Annotated in this window: 2 protein-coding genes; both read right to left on the bottom strand. The window is 43.1% G+C overall.

All coding sequences use genetic code 11. From position 1 onward, the window contains the following. Window positions 1-193 precede the first annotated feature (193 nt). The gene (locus JQM82_RS14915; protein ID WP_235251192.1) at window positions 194-931 is read right to left on the bottom strand and encodes an ATP-binding protein; all 738 of its coding nucleotides are present in this window, start codon (window positions 929-931) and stop codon (window positions 194-196) included. Then, window positions 931-2,553 (bottom strand): IS21 family transposase, encoded by a 1,623-nt coding sequence (gene istA, locus JQM82_RS14910; RefSeq protein WP_235251191.1) that lies wholly within the window; start codon window positions 2,551-2,553, stop codon window positions 931-933. The genes JQM82_RS14915 and istA overlap by 1 nt, the downstream gene beginning before the upstream one ends. Window positions 2,554-2,795 lie beyond the last annotated feature (242 nt).

Genomic DNA, 2,795 nt, shown 5'->3' with positions numbered 1-2,795 from the left:
ATAGTATTGATCTGAAAAGATTTTAATATCTTCTTGTAATTTTTTTACAGTATTTTTAAACAGGATATTTACTATATACATTAAAGATATGAGCACAACTGCAGTTTGCGCCCGCCGGCGGTCGCAAATGCGTTTCACAGCGGCCATTCTGCGGAGCAAAACGGCCGCCCATATTTGATTAACTGATTCCCTCTTATCGTGGATTGATCTTGATAGTGTAATGCTTGGTAGCTCGCTTCATGATAGAATTCGCCGATACTTCATCGTTGAGAATCATTGCTTTCCAGTTATCCGGATTGCGCTGAGAACACACGATAGTGCTCTTTCTCTGCTCATTCCGTTTCTCAAGCAGTTCGAAAAGGATCTTGATTTCACGCTCATCTGTAATCGTGTGGAGCAGGAAGTCATCCAGAATGATCAGTTCCCACTTCAGATACTTTTTCATCTTGCGGGCGTATTTATCGTAATCCTGCTCTTTTAGAGCGACCATACTTTCCAGAAGTTCTTCACTATGGAAATATCCAACGTTATACCGATTACAAGCCTTGATGCCAATCGCTTTAGCGAGATAAGATTTACCGGCATCAGATTCACCGAGAATGCAAAGATTATAGCCTCTTTCAATGAAATCCAGAGAAGACAGAACCTCTGTTATTCCGGAAGGCAGGTATTCTCTTTTGTCAGAGTCAACACAATCGGATAACTCTTCAGGGGATCCTTTCAGATGAGCTGCTGTCAGTCGATTTTTAAATGTCGTACTGATCTTTTCCTGAAATTGTGGGCCAATCAGTTCCGCAATCAAAGTAAGGCGATCCATTTCCAGAAATCCTGGTCTGTGGTACAGATCATCCAGAGTAGCTGCCATTGTAGAAAGTTTGAGCTCGTTCAATTCATCTACAAGCTCATTAATGAGTGCAGTTCCGGTAAGCATCAGTCGTCCACCTCCTCTCGCATTTGGTCCGCAAGGGCTTTACTGCGGGATAAAAGAGTATCAATGCTGGAAGCTTCCGGTGGCATTACATATCCGCCACGAGTAGGCTCTTTCTTTGATGGAGTAGAATGACGGTATCCTGCTTCACCGAGATCGTCTGCAACAACGGAAATCGTATTCTTGATGAATGTATATTTCTGCTTATTCAGGGTGATTGCCTGTTTGCAACACTCTTCAAGCGCTTTATTACTGTATTTCTTTGTGAAGTTCAGAATCCCCAGGCACATGCGGTATGTCTGGACTTCATATGGTCTGGATTTAAGAATCGTACGGATAATAGTCTCTGTATTCTTGCCAATAAGTTGAGCTTTTTGGATAAAGTAAGGCCCGTTCCACTGTGTAAATCCTTTATAGTTGTCCGGCAGATGCTCTGGATTCGTTGACCACTGGCCCTTACGAGTCGCTCTTGGCCATTCATAAAGGAATTCTCCAGAGAGAGAATAAATGCGAACAACGGTTGATGAAGCCTTAATAGATACTTTTTTATGCAGAAATGCTTTATCTACGCTATAATAAGCATTGTCGAAGCGTACGTGGAAGTCGCTTGATACTTTTGCCGTTTTTCTCTCCATGTACTCGTAATGCATGGAGGGAAGCGGCATCAATTCAAGTTTCTCCTCTTCCCAATAGTAGTGTCTATTGTGCTCTTTCTTCTTGAAGGGCTCCTTATTCAGGGCCTCCAGTTCTTTCCAGAGATCCTTATTAAACTGTTCTAAAGAGAAATACTGTCGTTCTTCAAGCTTGTGGAAGAAGCCTTTCTCCAGAATACCGACTGCATTTTCTACAGAGCTTTTGAATTTCGGCTTCCGGACTTTCGCTGGAAGGATGACAGTGCCATAATGGTCTGCCCAGTCAGCATAATCCTTGTTCAGTTCCGGCTCGATCCAGTCCTGGTTGACGATAACAGCCTGCTTGCAATTATCGCAGACTACTAATGCGGGTACGCCCCCGAAGTAATCCAGTGCGTGGTTATTGACTTCAATCCACTGCGGTTCCTTTGTGGAAAGCATTCCTTCTGCATAGATGTATTGAGAATACGGAAGAATGGCGACAAACACGACGATGGTCAGGATCTCACCTGTAAGCGGATCCGTCATAGCAAAGGTCTGGCCCGCGAAGTCAACTTCCATCTTTTGAGCAATTACAGCATCGAAGTGGGCAGTCTCGTAATTCTCCTCGCACCACTTGTTGTAGAGTTCGCAGTATTGACGGTACTGGTAGAAGCGTTTTCCTTCTTCCGAACACTTCTTAGAGTATCTGTTCCATAAGAAAACCAATGTCATGTTTTTGCGAGTTGCCATGAGCTTGGCATCCGCTTCGTAATCAGGATACTCAATGTTTTCATTGCGTCCACCCGATCCCGGAATGGATCCATACACGATCTCTGCAATTCCATAATTCGTGATGCCGGGCGGTAAAGGGTAAGAAAGAGACTCACATTTCTCAAATGCTCTTAAGAAGTCATTTACTCCTGATTTGCTTGCACCCAGCTGTCTGGCGATTTCGCTTCCGGATAAAGAAAGCGCGTAGCGTTTGATAATGATGTTTTTGTAATCCAGCATGCATTATCCTCCTGTAATAAATGTATTTTCATCCAAAGGATGAATACATCTATTATCTCGGAGACTGCGACATCAAGCAAAGGCTAACCGACCGTTCAGCTTCGCATTGCGGCCGTTTTGCTCCGCAAACCCAGCCGATGGGGTGCGCCATATGCACACAACGGATATTAATGTTAAAATGTTAGAAATTTTCATTAAAAAATATAATGAAATAAAAAAATTACCTATAATCATAAAAATAC

The organism is Faecalicatena contorta, assembly GCF_021531995.1.
GTDB lineage: Bacteria > Bacillota > Clostridia > Lachnospirales > Lachnospiraceae > Dorea_A > Dorea_A contorta_A.
The sequence above is the reverse complement of the archived record's forward strand: the minus strand, read 5'-3'. Positions and strand labels throughout refer to the sequence as shown.

Coding starts and splice junctions, on each gene's coding strand:
- JQM82_RS14915 (WP_235251192.1), bottom strand. CDS start 931: ATGCTTACCGGAACTGCACTCATTAATGAGCTTGTAGATGAATTGAAC.
- istA (WP_235251191.1), bottom strand. CDS start 2,553: ATGCTGGATTACAAAAACATCATTATCAAACGCTACGCGCTTTCTTTA.